Consider the following 25,314-nt stretch of genomic DNA (forward strand, 5'->3'; position numbering starts at 1 on the left):
GGGCAAAAATGCCCCGCCGGCCCCGCGCGTGAACGCGTGTGCGGGCCGCCACGCGACCCGTCCAGCCCGAAAATGACCCGTCTGCCATGAAATGGGCCCATCTACTACGTTTAAGCCGCTACCCTCAACCATGGCAAGTAATGCGAAATAAAAACCGCAGGTAGAACGCCTGCGATTTTTCATGAAAAGCGGGTATGGTCGGGGATATTGAGTCAAACGTAGTAGATGGGCCGATTTCGTGGCGGGCGCTGTCAGCCGGTTTCCGCGGGGGGAGGAAAATGGATCATTTTGGTCCCGCGAGGCTTGCGGAGGCACTCGTGCAGGGCCGCCCGAACAAAACTATGCCGGTTTACTACGATGAATTCGACATTCCCGACCATGACTGCATTTTTCTAAATAATGCAAGCGTTCTACCTGCGGTTTTGTAAGCGCGCAATTTGCCGTGGTCGAAGGCGGGCGATTCATCGTAGTAATCCGGCATAGTTTTGAAATGGCATTAAATCGGTGGCAGCCATTTTACTTTGCCGGGGTGGTCGGTTGTTGGGTAATTACCCTCGCAGGTAGGCGATGGCGATCTGCGTGCGGTTGCGCAGGCCCATTTTGGCTAGGATCGAGCTAATGTGGTTGCGCACGGTGCCTTCGCCCATATAGGCGGTGGCAGCGATCTCCTTGTTATCGAGGCCGCGGGCGATGAGCTCGGCGACTTCGAACTCGCGGTCGGTCAGGCTGGCAAAGGCTGCGGGCCGGCGGGGCGTGCCCGTCTTGTCGCCCATCCCGTCAAAGTCAACATCTTCGATCGCCTTGCCCTCGAGCACGCGTTTGCCATCCATGACCTGCGCCAACGCCGGAGGAATGGCGGCGACATCGGTTTTAATCAGGTAGCCGCGGGCGCCCAGTTTGAGCGCCGACACAATGTACTCGTCATCCGAGAATGTCGTCAGGAACACCACGAGCGCCGCAGGATCGCGCTCGAGGATCTCGCGCGCCGCCGATAGGCCGTCTCGTCCCGGCATCTGAATGTCGAGCAGCGCGATGTCGGGCGAGTGCTCAGCGTAGAGCGCCACTGCGTCGTTGCCGTTGGCACCGGTGCCCACCACCTCGATCTGCGGCTGGGCGCCCAGGATAATCTTGAGCGAATCGACCACTAGGCGGTCGTCGTCGACAACGATGAGCCTCATCGGCCATCATCTCCTTGCTGTTTGGGAACGGTGGCAAACACGCGCCAGCCGCCGGCGCCGGCACGCGGGCCGGCGGTGAAGGTGCCGCCAAGCGCCTCGATGCGCTCGCGCATAGAGGCGAGCCCCATGCCCTCCGCGGCGCCGTGGCCGCTTGCTTGAACCCCGCCCGCGCCATCGTCGGTAACGATGAGCTGGTAAAACGACGGATGCTCCATGCAACGTACAGTGACAGCATGGGCGCAAGCGTGGCGCATGGTGTTGGAGAGCGCCTCGCGCAGGACCGCCGCAAAGCAGTTCGCGACGTTTGCGGGCGCATGTTCGGTCATAACTTCAAGCTCAATCCGCGGACCGCCGTCCGAGCGCGCGCCTTCAACAATGCGTTCGAGCTGCACGGAAAGGTCGACGGCGTTGTCGTTGAGCGCGTGGACGCTGGCGCGCACGAGCTGGAGCGCCTCGTCAACGGTGTATTTGACGTCGGCGAAATCGGCGGCAACGCCGGGCTCGTTGGCATGGACCACGCGCAGGGCTTCGGTTTGAAGCGAAGCGCGCGTGAGCTGGTGGCCCACGTTATCGTGGATCTCGCGCGCGATGCGGGCGCGTTCGGCGAGCGTCGCGAGCTCGACTTCGTAGTCCTGGCGGTCGGCGAGGTCGCGGTTGCGTGCCTCGAGTGCCAGGGCGCGTTCTTGCAGCTTGTCGCGGGTGCGACGCATGCGTTCCTGTTCGCGCTCCAGCTGCGCGGTGCGCAGTGACAGCAACGTGGCGGCGACCGAAAGGATGGCGGTTAGCAACAGCGTTCGGGTGGTGAGCGCGCCGCAGCGAAGGTCCGTGGCAAGTGCGCAGGCAAACACGGAGCCAATCGCCAGCGCGGGCCAGATGCGTTCACGGCGCACGCGTCGCGCGATGTCATAGAGGGCGAGAGGTGCGAACGGCACAAACGGCGGCACGAAGACAGCCGCGATGACGTAGGCGTAGCTGCCGGCCTCGCTGGCGCGACGGGCGCGTTCTCCCTGCGCGACCTCGGCCAGTGCGGCGATGACAACGCCAAGGCAAAACGCCGCGACCAGGCGAGCATCCACAGCAAGGCCCGTGGCGGCTGCGATGCAGCACGCCAGCACGATCGATTTGTCGAATAGCCTGTTCATACGGGTATTGTACGCGATGCCGCGCACGGGGGAGGCGCCACTCAGAGCAAGCGTGACATTCCTCCCACGCGGCGGGGCGGTCGCGTCAGCAGGCCGCACGACCAAGACCTCCGCACTCGTGACAAAGCTCACTGGTGCGCGCCGTCAGCTCCTGCGATGATGCAATCGTACCGGGCCGCAAGCAACAGAAGGGCCGCCTCATGACAGACATCGTCCACGTCGAAAACCTCGTTAAGCGCTACGACGACCTTATTGCGCTCGACCACTTTAACCTGAGTATCGCCCCCGGCGAGATCTTTGGCCTGCTGGGCCCCAACGGCTCGGGCAAGACCACGTCCATCAACTGCATCCTGCAGCTGCTCGCCTACGACAAGGGCACCATCGAGCTGTTCGGCGAGCGCATGACGCCCGCCCGCTACGACCTCAAGCGCCGCATCGGTGTGGTGCCGCAGCAGGTGGCGGTGTTCGACGAGCTCACCGTGCGCGAGAACATCGACTATTTCTGCAGTCTCTACGTCAACGACCGCAAGCGCCGCCGCGCGCTGGTGGACGAGGCGATCGACTTTGTCGGCCTGGGCGACTTTACCAAGTTCCGCCCCGGCAAGCTCTCGGGCGGCCTGGCGCGTCGTCTCAACATTGCCTGCGGCATCGCGCACAAGCCCGAGCTCATCTTTTTTGACGAACCCACGGTGGCGGTCGACCCGCAAAGCCGCAACGCCATCCTGGAGGGCATCTGCCGCCTGCGCGACGAGGGCGCCACGGTGGTGTATACCAGCCATTACATGGAGGAAGTCGAGCAGATCTGCAGCCGCATCATGATCATGGACGGTGGGCGCGTGCTGGCGCAGGGCACTAACGACGAGCTCAAGCGCATGATTCAGATGGGCGAGAAGATTGTAATCGAGGTCGGCGAGGTTCCGAGTGCGGCGCTCGGTGCCGTCGCAAGCCTGCCGCACGTTCTGGACCTTTCGGCAACGGCGGGACAGCTCACGTTTTCGTGCGAAGCGAGCCCGCACAACCTGACGGACATTCTCGATGCGCTGCGCTCGCATGACGTGCCACTCGGCCGCATCTATTCCGAACCGCCGACCCTCAACGACGTATTCCTCGAGATCACCGGCCGCGAGCTGCGCGACTAGGGGGCGGCCATGTTCAACACCATCATCACCACGGTCAAGACGCTGCTGCGCCGGCCGAGCACGTGGGTCTGGGGCGCTCTCTTTCCTATCGCGCTTTCCACGATGTTCATGTTTATGTTTGCGAACCTCAGCTCCGACGGCACGGTCGACCCGGTGCCGGTTGCCGTCGTGGCGGACGAGGCCTGGGATGCCTCGACCTTTAAGGATGTGGCAGCTTCGCTTGCCAAGGCAGGCGACGATCAGCTGCTCGATGTGAGCGAGTACGAAGACTTGGCTGCCGCGCGCAAAGCGCTCAAGGCCGGCGAGGTCGCGGGCATCTATACGGTTGATGCCGCGGGCACGCCCAGGCTCACGCTGCTATCGAGTTACGACAGCTCGCGCGCCTCGTCGGTGCTTACCGACCGCAGCATCCTTGAAACGGTGGCAAGCTCGTATACGCAAAATGCCGAGCTCATGTCCCAGATTGCCCAGGATGACCCGGCGGCGCTCGCCGACCCGGAGGCGGTTGCGCGCGCTCTGTCGCTCGAGGGCGGAACCCGCCGCGTGAGCCTGACTCGTGCCACGCCCGATGGCACGGTCATCTACTATTACGCGCTTTTTGGCCTGGTCGCGATGATGTCTGCCGAGTTTGCCGCCTTGAGCGTCGTCGATTTGCAGCCTAATCTGTCGGGCCTTGGCGCGCGCCGCTGCGTGGGCGGTCTCTCCAAGACGGCGTCACTGGCCGGCATTTTTGTCGGCTCGTGGCTGGTTTCCTTTGCATCGATGGCGGTTGCGATCGGCTACGTGCGCCTGGTCGTGGGCGTCGACTTTGGCGGGCGCGAGGGGTTGTGCCTGCTGGGCGGGGCTGCATCCGCGCTTGCCGCCACGGGCCTGGGGCTCTTTGTGGGCACGCTTCCCGTTAAGGGCGGCAAGGCGTCCAAGTCCGGTATCCTCACGGGCTTCGCTACCACGTGCGCCCTGTTCGCCGGACTCTACGGCGAGCCGGCGATGGCGCTTGCCGACGATGTCGCCCGCGCCTGCCCGGCCGAGTGCTGGCTCAACCCCGTCAAGCTCATCTGCGACATGTTCAACCGCCTGTATTTCTTTGAGGATCTGGGGCCCTTCGCCGTCCGCGCCGGCGCGCTCGTCCTGATGACCCTGGTGTTTGTCGTCGCCGCTACGCTGATCTTTGGAAGGAGCCGCTATGAGCACCTTTAAGACCGCGCTTCGCATGGCGCTCGCGCACCCGTTATACCTGCTCATCTATACGGTGTTCATCTCGCTCATGGGCGTATTCATCGCGGCCTCGGTGAGCTGGAACTCGTCGCAGCTTACCGAGTACAAGCCCTACGACACCAATGTGATCGTGGTCGACCGCGACAATAGCGACCTTTCGCGGGCGCTTACCAAGCACCTAGGCTCACGCTTTGACCTGGTCACGGGCGTTGGTGACGACATGTACGACCTTGCGGATGCGCTCGCCAAGAGTAACAGCGCCAAGGGCAGCGCCGATTGCGTGTTCTTTATCCCGGAGGGGTTTGAGGACGATCTTGTTGCAGCCGCGCGTGCGGGGGAAGACCTGCCCAAGCTCGATGTGACGTACGGCTCCGGCACCATGGCGGCAGCGCTTTCGTCTGCCGAGGCCTCGCGGTGGGTCTCGCTCGCGGGTACTGCGGCGGCACTTGAGCCAGCTGCTTCCGACGGCGATGTCGCCAAGGCCGCCGAGCATGCTGCCGCAAAGCGTGCGGAGGTCCAGATCGAGCAGGTCAAGGTTGACTCGACTGCCGCCGCTACACTCGAGTCGTACTTCAACTTTGGCGCGTATGCGATCATCTCGTCGGTCATCGTGTCGGTGGGGCTGGTGTTCTCGGGCATGAACGAGCCCGAGCGCGTGCGCCGCATGGAGGCCGGTCCGCTCTCCGAGCGCCAGCGTTCGCTTGCCGTGTTCGCGGCCGCCGCCGTGCTCACTGTCTGTATCTGGTTTGTGTCGAGCATGATGGGCGTCGTGGGCTTTGCCGGCGCGGTCGCCGAGGTCGGCGTGGGCCGTGTGTGCCTGGCGCTGGCGGCAACGTTTGCCCTGGCGTGCACGCCGCTGGCCGTTGGCTTTGCCCTTTCGAGCCTGGGCGCGCGCGAAGAGCTGCTCAACGGTGTGGGCAACCTGCTTGGCTTGCTCATGACGTTTTTGGGCGGCGCCTGGATGCCGCTGTCGCTCATGGGCTCGGCCGTGCAGACGGTGGCGCACTTTGTGCCGACGTATTGGGTGAACGACGCGATCGGCAAGGCGCTCGCTTCGGACCTGACGTCTGCCGTGCTGGGCGACATCGCCTGCGACCTGGGCGTCACGGTGCTCTTCGCCGCTGCCATCGCCGCCGTAGGCCTAGCCCTCGCCCACAACAAATCCCACGCCTAGCCACCTAGTCATTGGGGACAGTCTTTGCCGATTCGCCGGTTCGCCAGCCGGGTTGGCAAGGACTGTCCCAATATGCCGGCCTTTGGGACCACTCATTGGGGACAGACTTAAATGAGCGATTTCACTCATTTAAGTCTGTCCCCAATGAGTAGGTTGGAAAAATGTGCGCCTGTCGCTTAAAAATAGTTCGCCTGGGTTTACTATTACCCTAGAAAAGTAACAGAAGGCTAACAACGGGGGATAGCATGTCGACAAAGCAAGCCTATGTCCAGGTCAAAGGGCTCAGGAAACACTACGGCGACGGTGATGCGCGCCTGACGGTACTCGATGGCATCGACACGTCCATCAACCGCGGCGAGATCTGCGTCATGCTGGGGCCCTCGGGCTCGGGCAAGTCGACCTTTCTCAACCTGGGCGGCGGCCTGGAGGATGCCGACGGTGGTTCCATCATGGTGGACGGCTGCGACCTTACGGTGCTCAAGCCCGCCGATCTGGGCGAGTACCGACGTCGCGAGCTGGGTTTTGTCTTCCAGTTCTACAACCTGGTGCCCGACCTTACCATCAAGGAAAACATCGAGGTCACGGCGCACCTGTCCAAAAACCCGCTCAATGTCGACGACCTGCTGCGTTCGCTGGGCCTCTACGAGCACCGCAACAAGTTCCCGCGCCAGGTCTCGGGCGGCCAACAGCAGCGTTGCGCCATCGGCCGCGCACTCGTCAAAAACCCGGGCCTGCTGCTGTGCGACGAGCCCACCGGCGCGCTTGACTACAAGACATCCAAGGAAATCTTGCAGCTCATGGAGGATGTTAACCGCACCTACGGCTGCACCATCATCATCGTCACCCACAACGCCGCCATCGCCCGCATGGCCAACCGCGTGCTGCGCCTGCGCGACGGCCGCATCGTCGAGGATGGGCTCAACGAGTCGCCCGTTGCGGCCGCCGAGCTCGATTGGTAGGCGATGCCATGACACCTCTCGCAAAGCGACTCCCGCGCGAGCTGCGCCGCAATATCGGCAAGTACCTGGGCATCTTTTTGCTTATGTGCGGGAGCATCGCTCTCACCTCGGGCTTTTTGCTCGCGGCGCATTCCATCGGTTGCCTTATCGACGACATGCGCGATGCGTACACGATTGAGGACGGCCGCGTGACCACCTCCTTCGAGGCTACCGACGACCAGCTCAAGGCAGCCGAGGATGCAGCCGACGACGTCGGCGGCGTCACGCTCTACAAGAATTTCTCCATCGACGCCATCATCAAAAAGACCGCCGGCGACGACGGCACCAAGCGCACGTTGCGCACCTATGCGCACCGCACCAAGGTCGATATCGCGTCCTACTGCGAAGGCAAGCAGCCCAAGACGGACGATGAGGTGGCTATCGACCGCGTTTTTGCCACCAACAACGACCTTGTCGTGGGCGATAAGGTTGAGCTTGAGGGCCGCACCTACACCATCTGCGGCATCATGACCCAGCCCGATAGCCAGGCGCTGTTCCTCAACAATTCGGACTTTACGGTGAACACCATCACCTATGGTGTGGCCGAGGTCACCGACGCCGGCTTTGCCGCGCTCGAGGATGCCGGTGGTGCACCTGCCTACACCTACTCCTTTGCTTTTACCGATCGCGACCTCCCCACCGCGGATCGCATCGATGCGGAGCAGGATATGGTCGAGGCGCTGACCGATGCCGATGCGCGCGTGGACGATCTGATCGACGCCGATTCCAACCAGGGTATTGGCTACGCGCGCGACGACGTAGACGGCGACTCCATGATGTGGATGACGCTGCTCAACATTATCATCGTGATCATGGCGTTCGTCTTTGTGGTCCTTACCGACGCCACCATCGAGGAGGAGAGCGCCATCATTGGCACGCTGCTCGCCAGCGGCTATCGCCGCCGCGAGATCGTGCTGCACTACCTGGCACTTCCCGCCATCGTGGGCGTGCTCGCGGCACTTTTGGGCACCGCGCTCGGCGTTGCGTTCTTTACCGAGCCCATGCGCGGTCTCTACTACGGCTCGTACAGTCTGCCGCCCTTCCAGGTGTACTGGAGTTGGGGGATCTTTGTGAAGTGCGCCGTGGTTCCCGCTGCCGCGCTCATCCTCATCACGCTGGTGGGCCTGCTTCGCAAGATGGGCAAGACGCCGTTGCAGTTCCTTCGTCACGAGGCGAGCGGCAAATCGGGCACCAAGCGCGGCCTGCAGCTGCCGGAGCGCATGGGCTTTGTTTCCCGCTTCCGCCTGCGCATCTTCCTGCGCAACCTGGGCAACTTCGCCACGCTCTTCGTGGGCATTGCGTTTGCCTCGCTGCTGCTGCTCTTTGGCCTGGCGATCCTGCCCACGATGACGCACTATGCGGACAACCTGGAGACAAGCCTGGTCGCCGAGCACCAGTACACGCTCAAGGCTCCGCTAGAGCTTGAGGGTACTGCCGAGGAGCGCGGGCAGTGGGCGGCGCTCGAGCGCTTGCAGTCGATTGACGGCGCGCTGCTCTCCGCCGCCCAGGATGCCGATGACGAGCTTGACGACGCGGCCGATGCGGCGCAGACGGCAGCCGATGCCGCGACCGCATCTCCGTCTGCCGAGAGCCTGGCCGCGGCGCAGGACGCGCTCGCCAAGGTCCAGGACAAGAAAGATGCGCTTTATGCGCGCCTCGATGACCTTGCCGATGCCCTCGGCTGCGACCGCGATGAGGCCATCGACCTGATCGACAAGGCCTCTAAGATCGACACCGACAACGACGACATTCACCCGATCAACACGACCGACAACGGCGCGGGCGCAATCGCGCAGGCCGAGAAATATGCCGTTTACCAGCTGCAATACGACCGCGGCGATGGTAATGGCGAGGAGACGATTTCCGTCTACGGCATCTCGCCCGATTCGCGCTACTGGAAGGGCCTCAACATCGGCGACGGGCGCGTCGTCTTTGGCGGCGGTCTGCTCGATAAGTTTGGCTGGAGCGAGGGCCAGAAGGTCGAGCTTCGCGACAAGTACGAGGCTCGGGATTATTCTCTTGAGTACGCGGGTAAGGACTGCATCTGGGGTTCAAAGTCGGACATGAATATCTATATGAGCATCGATGACTTTAACGAGCTGTTCGGCAACGACGCCGCCTACTTTAACGGCTATGTGAGCGACGAGAAGCTCGACCTCGATGCTCGTTACTTTGCCGGTGACACCACGCCCGACGACATGCGCGCCGTGGGTGACCAGTTCATCGGCATGATGAGCAAAATGATCGGCATGATGGTCGGGCTCGCGGTGTTTATCTTCCTGCTGTTTATGTACCTGCTGACCAAGGCGGTGATCGACCACAGCGCCCGTTCGATCAGCTACATGAAAGTCTTTGGCTATCGCGATAGCGAGATCTCGCATCTGTACATCCGCTCGATCACGCTGTGCGTGGCGGCGTCGCTCGTGCTGAGCCTGCCGGTCATTATTGGCTCGCTCACGGCCATCTTCCGCTCGATGCTGCTCGCCTACAACGGCAATATCGAGATCTACGTGCCCGCTTGGTCCATGGCTGCATGCATCGGCATCGGCTTTGCGACCTACCTGGTCGTGGCGCTGCTGCACACGCGCTCTATCAAGCGCGTCAGCCTGGCCGAAGCCCTCAAGGTGCAGGAGTAGTCATTGGGGACGTTCTTAAACGACTAGTCGTTGGGGACAGTCTTTGCCGGATCGCCGGCTCGCTGGCCGGGCGGCAAGCACTCATTTAAGTCTGTCCCCAATGAGTGCCTAGCGACTCGGCGTTGCGCTTGACTTCAACCCCACTTCAACGGGTACCATCCTCTATGTCTGTAACGCCATATAGACCGAGGGGATAGATCTATGACCGCAACCGCACCCGCAGCACCGGCAAAGGTGTACTTCACCAACCTGCGCACGCATGCTCGCGAGAGCCAGCTCGACAAACTCAAACGCCTCATTCGCCGCGCCGGCATTGAGCAGATCGACTTCGAGAACAAGTTCGTCGCCATCAAGATTCACTTTGGCGAGCTGGGTAACCTGAGCTTTCTGCGCCCAAACTACGCCCGCGCCGTCGCAGACGTCGTGAAGGAGCTGGGCGGCAAACCCTTCCTCACCGACTGCAACACGCTCTATGTGGGCAGCCGCAAAAACGCGCTCGAGCACATCGACACCGCCTACCAGAACGGCTTTACCCCGTATGCCACGGGTTGCCAGATCATCATCGCCGACGGCCTCAAGGGCACCGACGAGGCGCTCGTTCCGGTCGAGGGCGGCGAGTACGTGCGCGAGGCAAAGATCGGCCAGGCACTCATGGATGCCGATATCGTGATCAGCCTCACCCACTTTAAGGGCCATGAGCAGGCCGGCTTTGGCGGCGCCATGAAGAACCTGGGTATGGGCGGCGGTAGCCGTGCCGGCAAGATGGAGCAGCACGCCGCTGGCAAGCCGAGCGTCGATACCACCAACTGCGTTGGCTGCCGTGCCTGCGAGAAGATATGCGCGCACAGCGCCATCACGTTTGACGGTACGCGTGAGCGCGAGCTTGCCAACGGCAGCACTCGCACGGTTCATGTGGCTGCCATCGACCACGATCGCTGCGTGGGCTGCGGACGCTGCATTGCGGCGTGCAACCAGGACTGCATCAAGCCCGACTATGATGCCGCGGCCGACGTACTCAACTACAAGATCGCTGAGTACACCAAGGCCATCGTCGACGGCCGCCCGAGCTTCCACATCTCGCTCGCCATGGACATCAGCCCCAACTGCGACTGCCATCCCGAGAATGACACGCCCATCGTCAACGACATCGGCATGTTCGCGAGCTTCGACCCGGTCGCCATCGACCAGGCCTGCGCCGACGCCGTCCTGGCGTCCGAGCCGCTGCCTAACACCGAGCTTACCGACAGCGCGGCCAAGATGGAGCATAATCACGAGCATCTGGAGGGCGAGCAGGCCAAGGATCCCTTCTGCATCACGCATCCCGACACCGACTGGCGCGCGTGCATCGCGCATGCCGAGAAGATCGGCCTGGGCACGAGCGAGTACGAGCTCATCGAGGTCAAATAGCGCCTAGCTATTGGACATATCAAGCGCTTTTGTAGCGCAACGTTAGTAAAAACCGCCCGTGAGCACAGCGCCCACGGGCGGCTTTTTGGAAGTGCTAGGGGCCAGATAGACCAGTAAACCGTACTATTTGCTTAAAAATTCTTGTCGAGGAACTCGTCGACCGTATTCCAGTAGAGCTCGGGGTCAACTTGCGCGCTCTTGGCGTGGGTGGCGCCATGGATGGTGAGCTTTTGCTTGACCTTGCTGGCGCACACGTCGTAGTTTTGGTCGAGCATGTCGTACGGCACAAAGGTGTCCTGGTCGCCGTGGATGAACAACATGGGAACCGTCGCGTGTTTGAGTTGCTCCACACTGCTCGCCTTATGAAAGTCGTAGCCCGCGCGCACGTTGCACACCAAGTTTGCTACATCGAGCAAGGGAAAACTGGGCAGGCCAAATACATCCTTGAGCTGCAGGGAAAACTCGTCCCAAACGCTTGTATAGCCGCAGTCCTCGATAATGCATTTCACATTTGCGGGCAGAGATTCCCCCGCTACGTTCATGGCAGTCGCCGCGCCCATCGACTCGCCAAAGACCAGGATGCGCGCCTTGGGATCGGCCGCAACAATCCGCCCGATCCACGCGACGACATCGAGTCGCTCGGGCCAGCCCATGCCGATGTAGTCACCGCCGGAACGCTCGTGGGCGCGGGCGGCGGGTGCGAGTACGTTCATGCCGCGGTCGTGGAATCGCTTGACGTATCGGGCCATACCGATGGGCTCGTTGGTATATCCATGCAGGCAGACGGCGTAGTCGTGCGTGCTCTCCGACGCAGCAAAATACCAGGCGGCAAGCTCGGTCCCGTCATCTGCGGTGAGGCTGCTGCTCTCGCGATTCTCTTTAAACCACGCCCGCGCCTCGGTTCCCTCGGCATCCGGCTGCTCACTTTCTTTGCCGTCCTTGCCGTCCTGCATCATCTTCATGGTGTATGGCGCGCGGGGATTCAGCGCGAAGTCAAACAGAAAGTTGCCGGCAAATCCGAGCAGCGCAATGACAACCACCAGCGCAACGACGCCGGCTATCTTGAGCTTTCGATGGGAACGTGCGTTTTGAGACATAAGAAGCTTTCCTATAAGATGTTAATACATCAACATTTAATGCAAGCGCATTATGGACGTTCACCGTTGATGCGTCAACAGGCAAAGAATGGGTAAACAAAGGGTCACGTATGGTGCAAATTTCGCACGCACCCAGACGCTTTGATATAGTGTTGAGAACTCTTTACGTTGGAGGATGTAACCGGCATGTCCGATTCGAGCGACAGTTCCAAGCCGCGACCCAAGGCCGCGGCCGTTCCGCACTACACGGTGGGCGAGGAGATTATGAACTCCGTCACCCATGGTGTCGGCTGCTTGCTGGGTATTGCGGGTCTGGTGCTCCTGATCGTATTCGCTGCACTGCGCGGCGGTGGCCCGGCCCACATGGCCGCGGCAATTGTCTATGGCGTCAGCATCATCCTCGAATACCTAGCCTCCACGCTCTACCATGCGATTCAACCCGCGCGCGCCAAGCGCGTGTTTCGCATCATCGACCACAGCTGCATCTACCTGCTCATAGCCGGCAGCTATACGCCGTTTTGCCTCATCACGCTCGCAAACGACGGCGGCGCTGCGCTGTTCTTCGCCGTATGGGCCATCGCCATTATCGGCATCGCCCTCGAGTGCTTTATGCGCGAGCGCCAGCCGCACTGGGTAAGCGGCCTGGTCTACCTGCTGATGGGCTGGCTCGTTGTCTTTAAGCTGCCCGAGCTCGTGTCGCTGCTCAACCCCGTGGCACTTGCCCTGCTCGCTGTCGGCGGCGTGTGCTATACCGTGGGCGTGCCGTTCTACATCGCCAAAAACGTGCGCTATCTGCATAGTGTGTTTCACCTGTGGGTGCTCGCCGGCAGCATCTTCCAGTTCATGGCGGTGATTCTCTTCGTAATTTAGCGACCACGCCTGCGCGCCCGCGTCCTCGTTTGGGCGCCGGTGCAATTGCCGTATCCGTCATCAACGTTTTGACCTGACGTCCCGAATCTTGGAGGTTCGAGAAACTCCCGATGGACATAACCATCTCCCTTATCACTACCCTCGTTTTGACCCTCATCAACGGCTACTTCTCTATGTCCGAGATGGCGCTCACCACGGCCAAGCGCGCCGTGCTGGAGCATGAGGCCGAGGAAGGCGACAAGCGCGCCGAGCGTGCCATTAAGCTGGCTGCCGACTCCGACCAGCTGCTCGCCACCATCCAGGTCGCCATCACGCTCGTGGGCTTCGCCTCGTCCGCCGTTGCCTCGACGAGCCTGTCCGACCCGCTCGCCACGTGGCTCATGAGCTTTGGCATCGCGCCGCTCTCCGCCATCGCGCGCGGCCTGGCGCCGGTCATCATCACCGTCGCCGTCGCCTTTGTGTCCATCGTGATCGGCGAGCTCGTGCCCAAGCGCATCGGCCTTGCTAACGCCGAGGGCGTATCCAAGCAGGTCGTGGGACCGCTCTCCGTATTCCAAAAGATCGCCCGTCCGCTCGTGTGGCTGACTGGCGCTTGCTCCGATGGCCTGGCCCGCATCTTGCGTATCAAGAGTGCCGACGACCGTCAGAACGTCTCGGAGGAAGAGATCAAGTACATGGTCTCGGAGCAGGACGACCTGCTCGACGAGGAAAAGCGCATGATCCACGAGATCTTCGACCTGGGCGACACCGTTGCCCGCGAGGTCATGGTGCCGCGCGTGGACACCACCATGTGCGAGGACGACGAGACGGTCGCCGACGTGTTGTCCACCATGCGCCAGACCGGCTTCAGCCGCATCCCCGTCTATCACGAGGACCCCGACAACGTCGCGGGCATCGCGCACATCAAGGACCTGATCCAGCCCGCGCTCGATGGCAAGGGCGACCAGCCCATCGCCGGCTTTTTGCGCGACGCCACCTTTGTGCCCGACACCAAGGACATCCTGCCGCTGCTGTCCGAGATGCAGACCTCGCACGACCAGATCGTGGTCGTCGTGGATGAGTACGGCGGCACGGCCGGCATCATCACCATCGAGGACATCGTCGAGGAGATCGTGGGCGAGATCGAGGACGAGTTCGACCCCGACAACAAGTACCTCACGCGCCTTTCGCGCCGCGAGTGGCTCGTCGATGGGCGTTTTTCGTGCGATGACGCGATTGAGCTTGGTTGGCCGCTCGAGGAAAGCGATGATTATGAGACCATCGCCGGCTGGATTTTGGAGCTTTGCGACTCGGTGCCCGACATCGGAGAGGTGTTTGAGGTCGCGGGGTACAAGTTTAAAGTGCAGTCGATGCGTGGCCAGCGCATCTCGCTCATTCGCGTGATCGCTCCGGCCGAAACCGATAAGAAGGATTCCGAGTCTTCGGCAGAGAAGCCGGCGGCGTCGGGTGCGGGCTCTGTGGATCCGCACGATGGCGACGAGTAGGACAAGGAAGAGTAGGGGAGAGTTATGGCAGGCCTGTTCAACATCCTTAAGGTCACCGTCAGCGAGGACAAGATCTGTGCGCATGTGCTGGTGAACCCCGGCATGCCGCTCATGACCTCGGAGGACATCGAGGCCACGGCGCGCGTGTACTACCTGGTGCCGGCGATTGCCAAGCACCTGTGCCTGGGCGATTCCGGCCGCGAGTTCCAGGACTGCATGGGTCAGACCGAGCTCTGCCACCTGCTGGAGCACGTGACGGTCGAGCTCATGAACGAGACCGGTCTTGCCGGTAGCATCTCGTGCGGCCGCACGCGCGTAAGCGAGCATGACGAGCGTGTCTTTGAGGTCGAGCTTTCGTGTCCCGACGACGCACTGGCCATCGGTGCGCTGTCGTCGGCCACCTTTATGATGGACTGGGCGTACCTGCACGCCGACCAGCCTGCCCCCGACGTGGAAGGCACGGTCGCGGGCCTGCGCAACCTGGTGCTGGGCATGCGCGCCGAGGCCGAGGGCAAGGATCCTCACGAGGCCGTCGCTGCTGCGAACGGCGAAGATGCTGCCGAGGACGAGGGCGCTGACGAGGGCGATGTGCCGGTCGACGCCGAGCCCGTTGCCGATGCGACCGCCGAGCCCGTTCCCACCGAGCCCCAGGGCGTCCCCAACTTTGACGACGAGCCCCAGGTGGCGATTGATACCGAGGGCGCGGTTGCCGAGAACCACGAGGCCTCCGCTGCCGTCTTTGGCGGTGCGGCGACGGTTCCGGCAGGACCTGCGCATGAGGGCGGCCTGCCACTCGTGGACGGCGCCGGCGAGGACCCGGGTGCCACGGTGGCCATGCCGGCTATGCCTCAGGAGTAGGCCTACGCGTTTATCACCATCACGTACCTGCGCCTTTGCCGTACGCAGATGAGCGGAGCGGCAAGTGATGCGCTGCGGGTATAATGGACAGCATTCAAACGGTGGGCACCGACGTGCCCGCAGGAGAGGAATGATCATGGGTAAGACTTTCAGCTTTGTCTCCGGCGCACTTTTTGGTGCCGCTGCCGGCGCTATTATCGGTGTTGCTCTGGCCCCGCGCTCGGGCGCCGAGACCCGCGCCATGGCTGCCGATATCGCCAACGACGCCTGGGACAATATGCGCGACACCTACGAGCACAGCGCCGAGGAGGCCCGTGCTGCGGTGAATGACTTTGGCCCGATGGTCGACGCCAAGACCGACGACCTGCGCGCCAAGGTCGACCTGGCCCGCGAGCGCATGGACCAGCTGCGCGAGCAGCTCAACGACGCTATTTCGGGTGGCAACGTGACGCCTGCCGCCGACGTCGTGGTCGAGAACGCCGTCGAGGCTGATACCGAGGCTGCGGAGCCCTCGACCGAGGCATAATGCGCGCCGGGGATTTTGTCGGCGCCAAGATTTATCGCAAGCCTACCGAGGACAAGCGCACCAAAAAGGACGGCACGCCGCGTAGCCCTAAAAAGCTCGGAAAGATTCACTTTCCGGTCTTTACCCCGGGCGGTACGCGCGTGGTCGGCTTTATGGTCCGCCAGTCCGATATCGCGGGCATGATCGAGCGCCCCGACCGATTCGTAGCGCTCGACGCCATTGGTGTCTACGAGGGCGCCATTGCGGTCGATGACGTCAAGGACACGTACGATGCTGCCGCCGCCAAGCGCCTCGACATCAACCTGGACGATTGCATCATCTGGGTTGGTATGGACGTGCGCACGGAATCGGGCGATGTCGTGGGCTACTGCTCGGACGTTGAGTTCAAGCCACGCTCGGGCATCGTACAGGCATTCTATGTGACCGCCGGTGCCGCTTCGAGCGTGCTGGTGGGCGACACGCAGGTGCCGCCGACGATGCTGCGCGGCTACGAGAACGGCGCGATGGTCGTCTCGGACGAGGTCAAGTCGCTCGGGTATTCGGGCGGTGCGGCTGCCAAGGCCGCCGAGGCCAGCGTCGTGGTGGGCGATAAGGTCAAAAAGGGCGCCAAGGTGCTCGACGACAAGGGGTCGGTTGCCGTGGACAAGGGCAGTCGCGCACTGGGCAAGCAGCTCGGCAAGACGCGCGGCATGTTCAAGGCCTTTAAGGACGAATACCAAAAGGCGAGCGGAGGCTCGTCAAAAGCTACAAAATAGCGACGTACCAAATGATGGGAGGCAAGCCGGAGACCTGTTGCTCCGGCTTGCTGTGTTTATGGGGGAGGGCATATGCGCCAAAACGGATCCAACTTAAACGGGCGTTCGGGTACGCGTCCGACGGCGCGCCGCGATCTGGGGCAGCTGCCCAGCGGTCAGCGCAAGCGTCACCGTAAGCCCGGCGCGATGTACCTCAACCATAGCCGCGGCTTTAGCGATCGCAGCGCGCGCATCGGCAACAGCCGTACGCCCCGTCGTTCGTCTCGCCTGCCCTATGCGCTCATCGCCGTGGGTTGCGCACTCGTGTTGTTTATCGCTGCCGTCGTGGGCTACGTCAACCGCAGCGTGGACGTGGAACTCAACGGCCAGAAGACCGCGGTGCGCGTGGGCTCTACGCTGCAGAATCTCATAGACGACCAGGAGTTGACTGACACCTACGACGCAGGCGACCTACTGGCCGTCGATGACAGCGTGCTCAAGCGCCATGGGGGCGAAAAGCTGTCGGTGAAGGTCGACGGCAAGCGCGTGAAGCAGGGCAAATGGGATAGCCGCGAACTTGAGGGCGGCGAGAAGGTGACGGTCAAGGATGGCCGTAACACCTACGAGAAGCACGAGATTCAGGCTACGGTTATCGAGCCCAAGCTCAAGGTCGAGGGCACGGGCGCTATCGAGTATGTGCAGACGTGGGGCGTTCAGGGCCGCTCCGAGGTGTGGGTCGGTGAGCAGTCGGGCAAGACGCAGGACCGCGGCGAGGTTGTGCCCGCCACCGATTGCGTCGTTGCGTGCGCCAGCGTGGCGCCCAAGGGCAACGAAAAGTACGTGGCGCTGACGTTTGACGAGGGCCCGAGCGGTGCGACCAAGCAGATTTTGCAGGTACTCAAGGAAAAGGGCGTCACCGCGACGTTCTTCCTGTCGGGCGATGCGGCCGAGGCCTCGCCTGCCACGGCCAAGGCGATTGTCGATGCCGGGTGCGAGATCGGATCCAACAGCTACAGCGACGATTCGCTCAAGGGTCAGGACCGTGAGGCGGTACGCGAGCAGATCGCGAAAGGCACCGATGCGATTAAGTCGGCGACCGGCGTGAAGACGATGCTGCTGCGTGCTCCCTACGCTGCCTTTGACGAGCAAAACTGGATTGATGCGATGGACCTGGTCTCCGCCGTGGTCTCGTGGAATATTGACTCGGGCGACTGGCTGCTCAACGGTGCCGACGAGCAGGTCTCAACGGTGCTCGATTCGGTGACGCCGGGCAATATCGTGCTGCTCACCGATAGAGACGAATGCGCCGAGCAGACGCTCGAGGCGCTGCCGCAGATTATCGACGGTCTTGTCGCCGACGGCTACAAGATCGTGACGCTCAGCGACCTGGTCAAGACGGACACGTCGCTGAGCAAAAAGCTCACCTTGCTGACGAAGGTCACCATGCCCAAGGACGCCGTGTTCCCCCAACTTGCCGAGGACGATGACACTACAGAGTAGTCATTGGGTAGTCGTTTAAGAACGTCCCCAATGGCTATGTCACGGATACGTCAGCGTTTGGTATGCCTGCAATGTGCAGCGCATAAATTCGATGCCGCAGGGCGATGCTGATGCTATAGTTACTGCGGTTAATGAGGGTCAAGAGAAAGGTTACAGGTGAAATCCAAACCTCGACCATACAGTCGATGACCCCATGCAGGTGCTTTTTGCGCATGCACGGGGTGTAAGCGTCGAGCGGCGTGCCGCCCGCGCATGCGTATACATATCCAGAAGCCCCCGGACGCCGCACGCGCGGCCGCGTCCGGAGGAATAATGATGGGGAGCACCATTGAATTATCTGAGTGAGATGCTCAAATTGCCGGTCTTGGACGTCGACGGCGAAAAGCTCGGCGTGGTCAACGATTTTGGCATTGCAACCGGCGAAGTTTTTCCGCACGTGACGTCGCTCGCGTTCCGCGGTCCCGGCAAAACGCCGTTCATGATCAGCTGGCGCAAATGGGTCGACCGCATCGACGAGACGGGCGTGTATCTCAATACGTCTGCCACCAATATTCGCTTCTCGTACCTGCAGCCGACCGAGCTCCTGCTGGCGCGCGATGTTCTCAATAAGCAGATCGTCGACACGCAGGGCATGAAGGTCGTGCGCGTCAACGACATCAAGTTTTCCATGTCGGGCGAAAACCAGCTGCGCCTGCTGGGTGCCGAGGTCGGTGCCCGCGGTCTGCTGCGCGCGATCAGCCCCGCACTCGAGCATATCGTCGAAGGCTTTATGAAGCACCTGGGCAAGCCGCTCAGTGAGGACATCATCGCTTGGTCCTACATGGACCTGCTCGACCGCTCGACCAAGAACATTCAACTCTCGGTGTCGCACAAGACGCTCGGCGAGCTGCACCCTGCCGACATCGCCGACATTATCGAGCAGCTCGACCCGCGCTTGCGTGCGCAGGTGTTTGCGCAGCTCGATACTGCCCAGGCCGCCGAGGCCATCTCGGAGTTCGATGACGACGAGCTTATGACCGAGATGCTCGAGGGCCTGTCCGACACCGACGCATCGTCGATGCTGGCCATGATGGACCCGGACGACGCTGCCGACCTGATCGACGAGCTTGATTACGAGAAGGCCGAGAAGCTCCTGCGCCTGATGGGCGTCAAGGAGGAGAAGGCGATTCGTAACCTGCTGGGGTATGAGGACAACACCGCCGGCCGCATCATGACCTCGGAGTTTGTCTCCCTGCCCGCCACGGCAACGGTCGGTGACGCCATCGAGGCGATTCGCGAGCTCGACGAGGACTTCGAGAGCGTCTACTACGTCTATACCGAGGATCCGAGCGGCATGCTGACCGGTGTGCTTTCGCTGCGAACGCTGATCGTAGCCGATCGCGACGCCACGCTGGGTCAGCTGGCCTATCGCGACCTGGTCTACGTGTCGCCCGACGAGGACCAGGAAGACGTAACGGACGAGATGACCAAGTATGACCTGGTCGCTATCCCCGTCTGCGACGAGAACCGCCACATCCTGGGTATCGTAACCTTCGACGACGCCATGGACGTTATCGCCGAGGAGCATCAGGAGGACCTGCAGATCGCTGGTGTCGGCTCGGGTGACAGCGCGTCCGACGACTCGACGAACGTGCTCAGCTGGTTCGTGCATCGCCAGTACTGGGTTGTTGTATGGGGCATCGCGTCGTGCATCATGGCGACCGTGCTGGGAACGGCGCTCGGCTCCGCGCATCTGGTGGTGTTCCCCATGTGCGCCATGCCGCTCGTGCTGCTGGCGGCCTCGCGCATGGTGTCGTTCGTCAAGAACTACTTCCTGGAGTATGACGGTCACGACGACGAGCCCAAGCCGTATCTGGGGTTCTTCTTCCAGAGCACGGGCATGGGCCTGATTCTGTCACTCGTGACCTACCTGTGCGCCCAGCTGGTGCGCACCGCTGCATTCCCCGATGCGCCCATGTTTGAGGAGCAACTCTTTACCGGGTGCTTTAATATCGCTGCCATCATTTGCCTGGTTGGCAACATGAGTGCCGTGATTTACCTGATGGTGCTGTTCTGGCGTGACGAGCATGACCTCAACACGTCGGGCACCGCCATGAACGTTATTGCCGTCATGATCTCGTGTGTGGCGTATTGCATCGCCGCGGTGCTGCTCGCCATGTCAGTCATGGGTTAGGTGGTCGCGTGCAAAATACCAAGCAAAAGTCGGGCACCAAGCAAAAGCTGACCATCGCGGCCATCTTTGGCGCTATGGGTCCCGGTCTGCTGGCGGCGCTTTCGGGCAATGACGCCGGCGGCATTGCAACGTATTCCAGTGCGGGCGCCAGCTATGGCTACAAGATGCTCTGGATGCTTCCCGTCATGACTGTGCTGCTCATCGTGACGCAGGAGACCGCGGCGCGCTGCGGCTGCGTCACGGGTAAGGGCCTGGCATCGCTCATTCGCGAGCGCTTTGGCGTGCGCAAGAGTGTACTTGCTATGGCGGCGCTGTTGATCGCCAACACGGCTGTGACCATTTCGGAGTTTGCGGGCATCGCCAGCGGTCTTGCTCTCTTTGGCGTGCCGGCGAGCATCTCGGTGCCGTTGGTGGCGCTGCTGGTATGGATGCTTACCATGTCGGGTAGTTTCCAGCGCATCGAGAAGATTCTGCTGCTGGTGAGCTGCGTGTTCGTGACCTATATCGTCGCCGCGTTTATGGCTGGCCCCAACTGGGGTGAGGTCGCGGTCGACCTGGTCGTGCCTAACATTCAAAATGACCCCAGCTACGTGTCGCTCGTGGTCGCAACGATCGGTACCACCATCGCGCCGTGGATGATTTTCTTGGCGCAGAACAACGTGGTCGATAAGAACGCGGGCGAGGACGATATCGTGCTGCAGCGCATCGATACCGTGAGCGGCTCGCTTGCTGCCGATGTCATTGCCGGCTTTATTATCATCACGACCGGTACGGTGTTGTTCCCGGCGGGTATTCAGATTAGCGATGCCGCCGATGCTGCCCGCGCGCTGGAGCCTATTGCGGGTCAGTGGTCCACGGTACTGTTTGCCTCGGGCCTGGTCGCGGCGAGCTTCTTGGCCGCCTGCGTGCTGCCGGGCGTTACGTCGAGCGCTATCTGCGAGGCATTTGGCTGGGAGCGCGGTGCCGACCGCAGCTGGGACGAGGCCCCGGTCTATCGCGGCATCATTACGGCCATCATCGGTATCTCTGCCGTGCTGGTGCTTATGCCCGGCGTCGATCTGTTCCAGATTATGATGACCTCGCAGGTCATCAATGGCGTGCTGCTGCCCGTGGTTCTGGTGTTCCAGGTGGTTATTGCCGCTGACCGTCACATTATGGGCACTAACCGCAACGGCCGCGTGTGGAATGTGCTCACTTGGGCGACTATCGGTGTGATTACGGTGCTGACGGTCGTCATGTTTGTTCTACAGGCGATGGGTTACAGCGCTTAGCGCCTCTTTTGGACTCCAAACAGGCCGCAGCGATGGACTGCGGCCTGTTTTTTGCCCGCAATAGGGCGTTAGTTATATGGCAGTGGACAAAAAATGCCAAATATGAGTACTGTTGCCTTGCCGATAGCATTTACGACCAAGAAAATAATGAACATAGTTAAGAATCTGTTTATTAAAAGCGGGTCTCCAAGTCCTAAGCCGGCCATTCTGGTCAACTGGAAGGGTCGCGCGCTACCGCATGAGCGCCATTTTGGGTGGTTTTGCCTGCTACTAAAATGGTAACAGTACTCATATTTGCCCCTTTTTGTCCACGACCCCTTGGAGCCGGCTCGAAAAGAGTGATTTTGGGTTGTTTGCTGCGGGTGTGGGCTTGGAAACAACGTTCGGGGTGGCGAGGTGCCCAGAATTCGGTCGCAAGGAGGGCGTTCCTCGGCTGTGTCAGGAGTGTCCCTAGGTGCCGGCACATAAGGAACGTCCCTAACTGCCGGAGGGGGTGCCTGCCGTGGCAGGCACCCCCTCCGGATGTGGGAAGTTTGCGTTGCAGGTTACTTGTCGGTGCCCAGCTTGTGCGGCTTGAGAGCGAGCGCATTGACGAGCGCGTCGGTGGCAGACTTGACGGCCGCCGGCTGCGGATCGTTGACGTGATCCTCGGGATGCACGGGCAGGTCCTTCTTGACAGCATCGTGGATCAAGTTGAGGTACTCAGTCACGCCAGTGGTCGACAGGTGCGTGCCATCGCCATCGAACAGGTCGTTGCGATTGGCACTGTATCCGTACCAGTCGATAACGCGCACGTTCTTGTAGCGCGTAGCAGCGTTGGCGATGGCCTGGTTGGTAGAGTCAACCCACGGCTGCGGGCTGCGCGTGTTCACAAACACCACAATACGCTTATCTCCTGCATCGGTCATGATGGCGTCGATCTGGTCGTCGGTTACCAAGCCGTTGGTGCCCAGTGCAAAGACCACGATCTTGCCGGCAAGGTTCTGTTGGAGATAGCCCTCAAATGTCGCGCGGCCCGCATCAAACTGGCGGCCCTTTTCGGCATCGATATGGCTGTCCGGGAACACGCCGTCAAAGGAATCAACGGCGCGCAGCGACACGGAGTCACCGATCATCAACAGGTCGTAGGAGCCATCGGGGAAGCCGTCGTTGTCCTTGTCGGTGTCGTCGGCTGCCTGTTGGTCCGTTGGCGCGGTGTTCTTGGCTTCCTTGTTGAGGACTTCGGCGCCCTCACCGCTCAGTGCAGACGTCTCGGGCACAAAGACCAGGCCGCCCAGTGCAACGACCAACACGACAGCGCAGGCTGCGCAGACAGGGACGTGCGCGCGTACCCAGTTGGCGGGCGTGGTGGCGCCGTCGCGAAACTCGGATACGGTGCGCCCAAAGGCGCCCTTTCTAAACGGCGTCTCGATAAAGCGATATGAACATTCGGCTACGGCGACCACCAACAACACCTGCAAAATGTACTGCCACCACGGCGTATCGTTGATGTTGGCGACCGGGTTCATGAGCAACAGTAGCGGATAGTGCCACAGGTAGATGCTGTACGAGCGCTTGCCAACCCACACGAGCGGCTCGGCGGACAGTGCGCGGGCAACCATTCCCTGGGGCTGCACGCAGGCCGCGATGACCATGAGCGTGAGGATGGAGCATAGCAGCGTGCCGCCGCGATACTGGAACGCGGTGTAGCCGTTGGTGAGCGCGACCATGGCGGCAAGGCCAACCAGACCCACGACGCCCAGCACATCGATGGATGCGGGCGAGGACCAAAAGCGCACGAGGGCGCTCGGCTGTGCCGGGACGGTCTCGGCTGCGTTGTCGGCCTTCTCGCCAGGCTCGCCCTCGGCGTTCTTGCCGTGCTTGGCGGCGCCAGCCAGGCGATTGAGCCCCAAACGATGAGCGAGACGCACCGGCGCCAGGTCGCGATCGGGGATAAAGGCCATCCAGGCGCCCAGCAGCAGCGAGAAGACGCGGGTGTCGGTGCCGTAGTACACGCGGCTGGGGTCGGCGGCAGGGTTGTAGAGCACCATCATGGCAAGGGCGGATACCGTTGCGAGTCCCAGGACCACACGGCGCGTGTTGGGTTTGCTCACATGCATGGACACCATGGCAAACAGCAGCGGTGGCCAAACCAGGTAGAATTGTTCCTCGATGGCGAGCGACCAAAAGTGCGTAAGCGGCGAGGGGTCGCCCAGGGCGTTGAAGTACGAGACGTCCTGCATAATCTGCCACCAGTTGTTAAAGAACAGCAGCGACGGCAGAATGTCGGGACGCATCTTGGTGAGCATCACGTGGTTGAAGACGGTGCACAGCGCACAGGTTACAACCACAACGGTCACCACGGCGGGGACCAGGCGACGGATGCGGCGAATCCAGAAGCTCTTAAGGTCGATGCGGCCGGTCTTAGCGACTTCGTTGAGCAGCAAGCGCGTGATCAGATAGCCCGAAAGCACAAAGAAGATCGTGACGCCAAGCAGGCCGCCCTGAGCCCACGTGAGGTTGAGGTGATAGAGCACCACCGCGACGACGGCAAGCGTGCGCAGGCCGTCGAGGGCAGGGATGTAGCGGGACTTGGGGCGAGCAGGCGTCTGCTCCGCGGCGGGAGTGTTGGCGCGGCCCGCGTTGTTGGCAGAAGCGCGATGGGGGCTCGCGGTGCGTCGCGGCTCGTTGGCACGGCGCTCGCCCTTCACGCGTTCGTGCGGCGCCGGCTCGTTGCCCGTGCGGCGTCGACCGCGCGAGCCCGATTGCGAGAATTGTTCCATAAAACATCATCCAATGACGAGAATAATCAGCACGTATTCATTGTAGCTGCCTGCCCCTGTGAATGCTTGCTGCTGGCGCAAGCTCAAGCGCGCGTCCACATCAAAGTGGACTAAAGTTATAGGGGGTGCGAGAGTGCACAATCGTTGGTCGACGGTGGGCGCAAAGCCTGAAGACGAGGAGGTTTCCATGGCGGATCACAGCATCGTTGCGGTGTTCGGCAGCATGAACATGGACCTTTCGGTGGCGTGCGAGCGCATGCCGCGCGCGGGCGAGACGGTCGATGGCAGCGGTTTTATCACCAACGCCGGCGGTAAGGGAGCCAATCAGGCCGTTGCCGCTGCGCGCATGGATGCGCGCACGTGCATGATCGGCGCTGTTGGGCGCGATACCTTTGGCGATGCGCTTGTGGCAGGGCTCCAGGATGCCGGCGTGGGCGTTGAGTTTGTGGCGCGTCGCGATGACGTGGAGACCGGTACCGCGACTATCATTCGCTGCGAGAGCGACAACCGCATCATACTGTCACCGGGCGCCAACCATGCGCTTGCGGGCGCGGACGTTGCCTGCGCGTTGAGGCGTCTGGTGGCCCATGAGCTCGACGGCGACGCCAGCGAGATTGCCCCGGCTGCCGGAAGCGTCTTTATCGCCCAGGGCGAATGTGACCTTGTGGCGACGGCCGAGGCGCTTGTTTGCGCTCACGAGCTGGGGTTCTATACGGTCTTTAATCCAGCGCCCGCCTGCGAGCTGCCTGCGGAGGTCTGGCCTGCGGTCGACCTGGTCTGCCCCAACGAGACCGAGTGCCAGGTGCTGACGGGCATTCTGCCCACGGATGATGCGAGTTGCGTCGCCGCGCTCAATGCGCTGCTCGACAAGGGCGCCGGGGCTGCGGTCATCACGCTAGGCGGTGCCGGCTCAGTTGCATTTGGCGATGACGGTGAGCTGCTGCGCATGCCGGCACTTTCGTGCGCGGTGGTCGATACGACGGCCGCGGGCGATACGTTTATTGGTGCGCTTGCGGCGGCTCGCCTGGAGGGCCTGCCGCTCTTTGAGTGCATGGCCGCGGGTGCTCGCGCCTCGGCAGTGACGGTGTCGCGCCTGGGCGCTCAGCAATCGATTCCCACGCGCGCCGAAGTTGAACATTGGTTTGGTTAA

General features: G+C 61.9%; 19 protein-coding genes. 15 read left to right on the top strand and 4 right to left on the bottom strand.

The genetic code is table 11. From position 1 onward, the window contains the following. Nucleotides 1-548: 548 nt before the first annotated feature. Nucleotides 549-1,178: a response regulator transcription factor gene (locus DW850_RS03105; protein ID WP_117786209.1), complete on the bottom strand. Its 630-nt coding sequence runs from the start codon at nucleotides 1,176-1,178 to the stop codon at nucleotides 549-551. Then, a complete protein-coding gene (locus tag DW850_RS03110; RefSeq protein WP_147338936.1) occupies nucleotides 1,175-2,320 on the bottom strand; it encodes a sensor histidine kinase in 1,146 nt (381 codons plus the stop codon). Before DW850_RS03110 ends, DW850_RS03105 begins: the two co-directional genes overlap by 4 nt. Before the next feature lie 200 nt (nucleotides 2,321-2,520). Here DW850_RS03110 and DW850_RS03115 point away from each other — a divergent pair, with 200 nt between their 5' ends. The 6 genes from DW850_RS03115 (at nucleotide 2,521) to DW850_RS03140 (ending at nucleotide 10,889) form a co-directional block, all read left to right on the top strand. After that, nucleotides 2,521-3,459 (top strand): ABC transporter ATP-binding protein, encoded by a 939-nt coding sequence (locus tag DW850_RS03115; RefSeq protein WP_055251488.1) that lies wholly within the window; start codon nucleotides 2,521-2,523, stop codon nucleotides 3,457-3,459. A 9-nt stretch (nucleotides 3,460-3,468) separates the two neighbouring features. Then, nucleotides 3,469-4,656: an ABC transporter permease gene (locus DW850_RS03120; protein ID WP_117786210.1), complete on the top strand. Its 1,188-nt coding sequence runs from the start codon at nucleotides 3,469-3,471 to the stop codon at nucleotides 4,654-4,656. Next, nucleotides 4,643-5,848, top strand: coding sequence for an ABC transporter permease (locus DW850_RS03125; protein ID WP_117786211.1), 1,206 nt, complete (start codon nucleotides 4,643-4,645; stop codon nucleotides 5,846-5,848). The genes DW850_RS03120 and DW850_RS03125 overlap by 14 nt, the downstream gene beginning before the upstream one ends. 245 nt (nucleotides 5,849-6,093) lie before the next feature. Then, nucleotides 6,094-6,807, top strand: coding sequence for an ABC transporter ATP-binding protein (locus DW850_RS03130; protein WP_117786212.1), 714 nt, complete (start codon nucleotides 6,094-6,096; stop codon nucleotides 6,805-6,807). 8 nt (nucleotides 6,808-6,815) lie between these two features. Further along, nucleotides 6,816-9,482 (top strand): ABC transporter permease, encoded by a 2,667-nt coding sequence (locus tag DW850_RS03135; RefSeq protein ID WP_117786213.1) that lies wholly within the window; start codon nucleotides 6,816-6,818, stop codon nucleotides 9,480-9,482. Nucleotides 9,483-9,683: 201 nt separating this feature from the next. Next, the gene (locus DW850_RS03140; protein WP_117769774.1) at nucleotides 9,684-10,889 is read left to right on the top strand and encodes a DUF362 domain-containing protein; all 1,206 of its coding nucleotides are present in this window, start codon (nucleotides 9,684-9,686) and stop codon (nucleotides 10,887-10,889) included. 131 nt (nucleotides 10,890-11,020) lie between these two features. Here DW850_RS03140 and DW850_RS03145 read toward each other — a convergent pair whose 3' ends face one another. Next, the gene (locus DW850_RS03145) at nucleotides 11,021-11,986 is read right to left on the bottom strand and encodes an alpha/beta hydrolase (protein ID WP_117630021.1); all 966 of its coding nucleotides are present in this window, start codon (nucleotides 11,984-11,986) and stop codon (nucleotides 11,021-11,023) included. A 186-nt stretch (nucleotides 11,987-12,172) separates the two neighbouring features. Here DW850_RS03145 and DW850_RS03150 point away from each other — a divergent pair, with 186 nt between their 5' ends. The 8 genes from DW850_RS03150 (at nucleotide 12,173) to DW850_RS03185 (ending at nucleotide 21,402) form a co-directional block, all read left to right on the top strand. Beyond that, nucleotides 12,173-12,856: a hemolysin III family protein gene (locus tag DW850_RS03150; protein WP_197032173.1), complete on the top strand. Its 684-nt coding sequence runs from the start codon at nucleotides 12,173-12,175 to the stop codon at nucleotides 12,854-12,856. 110 nt (nucleotides 12,857-12,966) lie between these two features. Further along, nucleotides 12,967-14,340: a hemolysin family protein gene (locus DW850_RS03155; protein ID WP_117716175.1), complete on the top strand. Its 1,374-nt coding sequence runs from the start codon at nucleotides 12,967-12,969 to the stop codon at nucleotides 14,338-14,340. A 24-nt stretch (nucleotides 14,341-14,364) separates the two neighbouring features. Next, nucleotides 14,365-15,198 carry a hypothetical protein gene (locus DW850_RS10360; RefSeq protein WP_233504106.1) on the top strand — a complete coding sequence of 278 codons (834 nt, stop codon included), beginning with the start codon at nucleotides 14,365-14,367 and terminating at the stop codon, nucleotides 15,196-15,198. Nucleotides 15,199-15,334: 136 nt separating this feature from the next. Continuing rightward, nucleotides 15,335-15,724, top strand: coding sequence for a YtxH domain-containing protein (locus DW850_RS03165; RefSeq protein WP_099432470.1), 390 nt, complete (start codon nucleotides 15,335-15,337; stop codon nucleotides 15,722-15,724). Continuing rightward, complete coding sequence (locus DW850_RS03170) at nucleotides 15,724-16,479, top strand: hypothetical protein (protein WP_055252569.1); 756 nt, start codon at nucleotides 15,724-15,726, stop codon at nucleotides 16,477-16,479. The genes DW850_RS03165 and DW850_RS03170 overlap by 1 nt, the downstream gene beginning before the upstream one ends. 72 nt (nucleotides 16,480-16,551) lie before the next feature. Further along, nucleotides 16,552-17,958 (top strand): polysaccharide deacetylase family protein, encoded by a 1,407-nt coding sequence (locus DW850_RS03175; RefSeq protein ID WP_233540596.1) that lies wholly within the window; start codon nucleotides 16,552-16,554, stop codon nucleotides 17,956-17,958. Between the two features lie 328 nt (nucleotides 17,959-18,286). Further along, nucleotides 18,287-20,131: a magnesium transporter gene (locus DW850_RS03180; protein WP_055252161.1), complete on the top strand. Its 1,845-nt coding sequence runs from the start codon at nucleotides 18,287-18,289 to the stop codon at nucleotides 20,129-20,131. A gap of 74 nt (nucleotides 20,132-20,205) precedes the next feature. Continuing rightward, nucleotides 20,206-21,402 carry an Nramp family divalent metal transporter gene (locus DW850_RS03185; protein WP_117637211.1) on the top strand — a complete coding sequence of 399 codons (1,197 nt, stop codon included), beginning with the start codon at nucleotides 20,206-20,208 and terminating at the stop codon, nucleotides 21,400-21,402. Between the two features lie 545 nt (nucleotides 21,403-21,947). Here DW850_RS03185 and DW850_RS03190 read toward each other — a convergent pair. After that, a complete protein-coding gene (locus DW850_RS03190; protein ID WP_117786214.1) occupies nucleotides 21,948-24,164 on the bottom strand; it encodes an acyltransferase family protein in 2,217 nt (738 codons plus the stop codon). Between the two features lie 187 nt (nucleotides 24,165-24,351). On the opposite strand from DW850_RS03190, the gene DW850_RS03195 reads away from it, so the two are divergent. Beyond that, the gene (locus DW850_RS03195) at nucleotides 24,352-25,314 is read left to right on the top strand and encodes a ribokinase (RefSeq protein WP_117786215.1); all 963 of its coding nucleotides are present in this window, start codon (nucleotides 24,352-24,354) and stop codon (nucleotides 25,312-25,314) included.

It is taken from the genome of Collinsella sp. AM36-4AA, assembly GCF_003467795.1.
Lineage (GTDB): Bacteria > Actinomycetota > Coriobacteriia > Coriobacteriales > Coriobacteriaceae > Collinsella.

What these genes read in the sequence shown, in the direction of transcription:
- DW850_RS03155 (WP_117716175.1), top strand. Translation starts at nt 12,967, where the DNA reads ATGGACATAACCATCTCCCTTATCACTACCCTCGTTTTGACCCTCATC.
- DW850_RS03120 (WP_117786210.1), top strand. Translation starts at nt 3,469, where the DNA reads ATGTTCAACACCATCATCACCACGGTCAAGACGCTGCTGCGCCGGCCG.
- DW850_RS03185 (WP_117637211.1), top strand. Translation starts at nt 20,206, where the DNA reads ATGGGTCCCGGTCTGCTGGCGGCGCTTTCGGGCAATGACGCCGGCGGC.
- DW850_RS03135 (WP_117786213.1), top strand. Translation starts at nt 6,816, where the DNA reads ATGACACCTCTCGCAAAGCGACTCCCGCGCGAGCTGCGCCGCAATATC.
- DW850_RS03140 (WP_117769774.1), top strand. Translation starts at nt 9,684, where the DNA reads ATGACCGCAACCGCACCCGCAGCACCGGCAAAGGTGTACTTCACCAAC.
- DW850_RS03195 (WP_117786215.1), top strand. Translation starts at nt 24,352, where the DNA reads ATGGCGGATCACAGCATCGTTGCGGTGTTCGGCAGCATGAACATGGAC.
- DW850_RS03175 (WP_233540596.1), top strand. Translation starts at nt 16,552, where the DNA reads ATGCGCCAAAACGGATCCAACTTAAACGGGCGTTCGGGTACGCGTCCG.
- DW850_RS03170 (WP_055252569.1), top strand. Translation starts at nt 15,724, where the DNA reads ATGCGCGCCGGGGATTTTGTCGGCGCCAAGATTTATCGCAAGCCTACC.
- DW850_RS03130 (WP_117786212.1), top strand. Translation starts at nt 6,094, where the DNA reads ATGTCGACAAAGCAAGCCTATGTCCAGGTCAAAGGGCTCAGGAAACAC.
- DW850_RS10360 (WP_233504106.1), top strand. Translation starts at nt 14,365, where the DNA reads ATGGCAGGCCTGTTCAACATCCTTAAGGTCACCGTCAGCGAGGACAAG.
- DW850_RS03190 (WP_117786214.1), bottom strand. Translation starts at nt 24,164, where the DNA reads ATGGAACAATTCTCGCAATCGGGCTCGCGCGGTCGACGCCGCACGGGC.
- DW850_RS03145 (WP_117630021.1), bottom strand. Translation starts at nt 11,986, where the DNA reads ATGTCTCAAAACGCACGTTCCCATCGAAAGCTCAAGATAGCCGGCGTC.
- DW850_RS03165 (WP_099432470.1), top strand. Translation starts at nt 15,335, where the DNA reads ATGGGTAAGACTTTCAGCTTTGTCTCCGGCGCACTTTTTGGTGCCGCT.
- DW850_RS03125 (WP_117786211.1), top strand. Translation starts at nt 4,643, where the DNA reads ATGAGCACCTTTAAGACCGCGCTTCGCATGGCGCTCGCGCACCCGTTA.
- DW850_RS03150 (WP_197032173.1), top strand. Translation starts at nt 12,173, where the DNA reads ATGTCCGATTCGAGCGACAGTTCCAAGCCGCGACCCAAGGCCGCGGCC.
- DW850_RS03110 (WP_147338936.1), bottom strand. Translation starts at nt 2,320, where the DNA reads ATGAACAGGCTATTCGACAAATCGATCGTGCTGGCGTGCTGCATCGCA.
- DW850_RS03105 (WP_117786209.1), bottom strand. Translation starts at nt 1,178, where the DNA reads ATGAGGCTCATCGTTGTCGACGACGACCGCCTAGTGGTCGATTCGCTC.
- DW850_RS03115 (WP_055251488.1), top strand. Translation starts at nt 2,521, where the DNA reads ATGACAGACATCGTCCACGTCGAAAACCTCGTTAAGCGCTACGACGAC.